This is a genomic window from Zongyangia sp. (assembly GCF_965361945.1).
Genome location: NZ_CBDTOK010000156.1, coordinates 1 through 3,050, shown reverse-complemented (window position 1 = coordinate 3,050; position 3,050 = coordinate 1). Strand labels below are relative to the sequence as shown.

4 protein-coding genes and 1 tRNA gene are annotated in these 3,050 nt (G+C 43.8%); all 5 read left to right on the top strand.

The window, feature by feature from the left end; genetic code table 11:
• Positions 1 to 817: diaminopimelate decarboxylase (gene lysA / locus ACZ25G_RS09735; RefSeq protein ID WP_463682315.1), on the top strand; the 817-nt coding region annotated here is incomplete at its 5' end.
• Positions 818 to 956: 139 nt separating this feature from the next.
• Positions 957 to 1,250: a YerC/YecD family TrpR-related protein gene (locus ACZ25G_RS09730; protein WP_191481563.1), complete on the top strand. Its 294-nt coding sequence runs from the start codon at positions 957 to 959 to the stop codon at positions 1,248 to 1,250.
• Positions 1,250 to 1,993, top strand: a complete 744-nt coding sequence (locus ACZ25G_RS09725; protein WP_463682314.1) for a class I SAM-dependent DNA methyltransferase — start codon at positions 1,250 to 1,252, stop codon at positions 1,991 to 1,993. Before ACZ25G_RS09730 ends, ACZ25G_RS09725 begins: the two co-directional genes overlap by 1 nt.
• A gap of 3 nt (positions 1,994 to 1,996) precedes the next feature.
• The gene (hslO, locus tag ACZ25G_RS09720; RefSeq protein ID WP_191481564.1) at positions 1,997 to 2,872 is read left to right on the top strand and encodes an Hsp33 family molecular chaperone HslO; all 876 of its coding nucleotides are present in this window, start codon (positions 1,997 to 1,999) and stop codon (positions 2,870 to 2,872) included.
• 92 nt (positions 2,873 to 2,964) lie between these two features.
• A tRNA-Val gene (locus ACZ25G_RS09715) sits at positions 2,965 to 3,040 on the top strand.
• Positions 3,041 to 3,050: the final 10 nt, after the last annotated feature.

The following is a 3,050-nucleotide window of genomic DNA, read 5'->3' as shown; positions in this document are numbered from 1 at the left end:
TGATGCTCATACCCATGATTTTGTACGTACTGGGCAGATTGATAGCAAATTCGGCCTTGCGCTCGAGACGGGCGAAGCCATGGAAGCAGTAAAAGAGGCTCTCGGTTACGAAAATATCTGCCTGAAAGGTCTGCATTGTCACATAGGTTCTCAAATTTTCGATATTGAACCCTTCGAACATGCGGCTCAGGTTATGCTTGGTTTTATCGCCCAAATCAAGACAGAGACTGGCTATGAAATAGGGGAGCTAAACTTAGGCGGCGGATTCGGTATTAAATATATTACCGAACATGATCCTGTAGCGTATGATAACTATATGCAAAAGGTTTCTGTCGTCGTTAACAACACCTGCAAAGATCTTGCAATCAAGCGGCCGTTCATTATTATCGAGCCTGGACGTTCCATTGCAGGGCCGGCTGGCATCACCCTTTATACTGTAGGTGCTGTAAAGGAGATTCCCCATATCCGTACTTATGTTTCGATTGATGGAGGAATGACCGACAATCCACGGTATGCATTGTATCAATCTGAATATGAGTGTCTGGTGGCAAGCCGTGCTGGTGAGCCCAGAGAAAAAATTGTCACCATTGCTGGTAAATGTTGCGAAAGCGGCGATCTCATCGGGGAAGGAATGCATATTCAGGATGTGAAACCCGGTGATATCATTGCTGTTTTGGCTACTGGTGCTTATAATTACTCAATGTCTTCTAACTATAATCGAATTCCTAAACCTGCTGTCGTCTTTGTCAAAGGTGGTAAAGACCGGCTAGTGGTGAAACGAGAAACCCTGGAAGATATTGTCCGTAACGATCTGTAGGGTAGTTTTTATGACTCTAGCGCATCGGAAGGAACCGGTGCGCTTTTCTCTGTCTATTTTTATATATAATCATTTACTTTTTCAGTTCAGTGTGGTAAACTATGAATAGACCTATCATGTGTAATTCGGAGGAAGGCATATGAACAGCAAACTGAAAGATATGAATGTGGATTATCTCTTCAAAGCGATTTTGTCTTTGGAAACTCTGGAGGAATGTTATAATTTTTTTGAGGATCTATGCACTGTTCCTGAGTTAAAGGCTTTGTCACAGCGGCTGCATGTAGCTAAAATGTTGGAAGAGCGCCATGTATATAGTGATATTGTCAATGAGACTGGCGCCAGTACGGCGACCATCAGCCGTGTGAATCGTTCCCTCAACTATGGTTGTGACGGTTATCGGGTGGTTTTTGAAAGACTGAAGGATGAAAAATAATGGCGTATCATTGTTTTGCGGCCTATTATGATCGGCTGACCTGGGATGTAGATTATCCGGGGAGAGCACAGTATTTTCAGGCATTGCTGCAAAAATATCACCGTGGCAAGGTCGAGCTTTTGCTCGACCTTGCCTGCGGTACAGGCAGCTTATCTCTCGAATTAGCTCGTCTCGGCTATGATGTTATTGCCGTAGATGGTTCTGAGGATATGCTTTCACAGGCCATGGAAAAGAACGATGGGAGTTATCCCATTCTCTTTTTATGCCAGCAGATGGAGGATTTGGATCTTTACGGTACGATTGATGCAGCGGTTTGTGCTTTGGACAGCATTAATCATGTGACCGATCCCAAAACGGTTCAACAAATTTTTCAAAGGGTATCCCTTTTTATGAACCCCGGCGGCATCTTTCTTTTTGATGTGAACACACCTTATAAACATCGGGAGATACTCTCTGATTCTACCTTTGTCTATGAAGACGATGATCTATATTGTGTATGGCAAAATGGGCCGGTGGATCAGGAAGATTGTGTGGAAATTACACTGGATTTCTTTTCCTGGAACGGGGAAAGCTATGATCGGGAATCTGAGTCTCTCAAGGAGCGTGCCTATGCTCCGGAATTACTGACAGAATGGCTGCGGGAATCCGGTATGGAGGTACTGGCAATTTATGGAGATGATACTTTTCAAGCGCCAGTAAAAAATACCCAACGGCTTATATTTGTAACAAGAAAGAGTGAATAATGTATGGGAAAATTAGTACGGGCATTGAGTAAAGACGGTGGAATTTCTTGTATTGCCATTGATTCCACCGATATCGTTGCAAGGGCCGAGCGTATCCATCAGACCAGTGCTGTTGTCACAGCGGGTTTGGGGCGTTTGCTAACGGCTGCATCTATTATGGGCTCTATGCTAAAAGATAAAGAAAATTCTATTACCTTACGTGTAGCAGGGGATGGCCCAGTTGGCGCGCTGATCGCAGTAACTGACGGCGAAGGTAATGTAAGGGGATATCCAGTCAATCCTATCGTTGAATTACCCCTTAACCAATATGGTAAGCTGGATGTGGGAGGTGCTGTAGGGAAAGGTGTTCTTCATGTAATCAAAGATCTAGGAATGAAAGACCCTTATGTTGGGCAAGTGCCTCTCATCTCTGGAGAAATTGCAGAAGACATTACCAGCTATTACGCCGTCAGCGAACAAATTCCCACCGTCTGTGGGCTTGGCGTACTTGTCAATACGGACCTAACTGTACTTTCCGCTGGAGGATATCTTATACAGCTTATGCCTGGGGTAGGAGAGGAGACCATTTCTGAATTAGAAGAAAATGTCAAGAAAATGCCTCCGGTATCCCAAATGCTCCATGAAGGGTTAACACCTCAACAGATCATAGAAAAAGCCTTAGACGGCTTTGAGCCAAACATATTAGAGGAAAAAGAGGTTTCCTACAAATGTGATTGTAGTAGAGAGCGGGTAGAACGTGCCCTGCTTTCTCTTGGAAAAAAAGAACTGCAAAAAATGTCAGAGGAAGATAAGGTCACAGAGGTTGGTTGTCATTTTTGTAGTAAAAAATATCGATTCAATCAAAAAGAAATAAAAACTTTGATGGCGAGAGCAAAGTAATATATCAATTTATAAAAAGCTTGACATTTTTGGGGGAATCATGTAGAATTAATTTCGCTGCTTGTGTTTTGGATAATTTGCAGCGAAATTGTGGGAGCATAGCTCAGCTGGGAGAGCACCTGCCTTACAAGCAGGGGGTCACAGGTTCGAGCCCTGTTGTTCCCACCAAATGGCCCGG

What these genes read in the sequence shown, in the direction of transcription:
- ACZ25G_RS09730 (WP_191481563.1), top strand. Translation starts at nt 957, where the DNA reads ATGAACAGCAAACTGAAAGATATGAATGTGGATTATCTCTTCAAAGCG.
- ACZ25G_RS09725 (WP_463682314.1), top strand. Translation starts at nt 1,250, where the DNA reads ATGGCGTATCATTGTTTTGCGGCCTATTATGATCGGCTGACCTGGGAT.
- hslO (WP_191481564.1), top strand. Translation starts at nt 1,997, where the DNA reads ATGGGAAAATTAGTACGGGCATTGAGTAAAGACGGTGGAATTTCTTGT.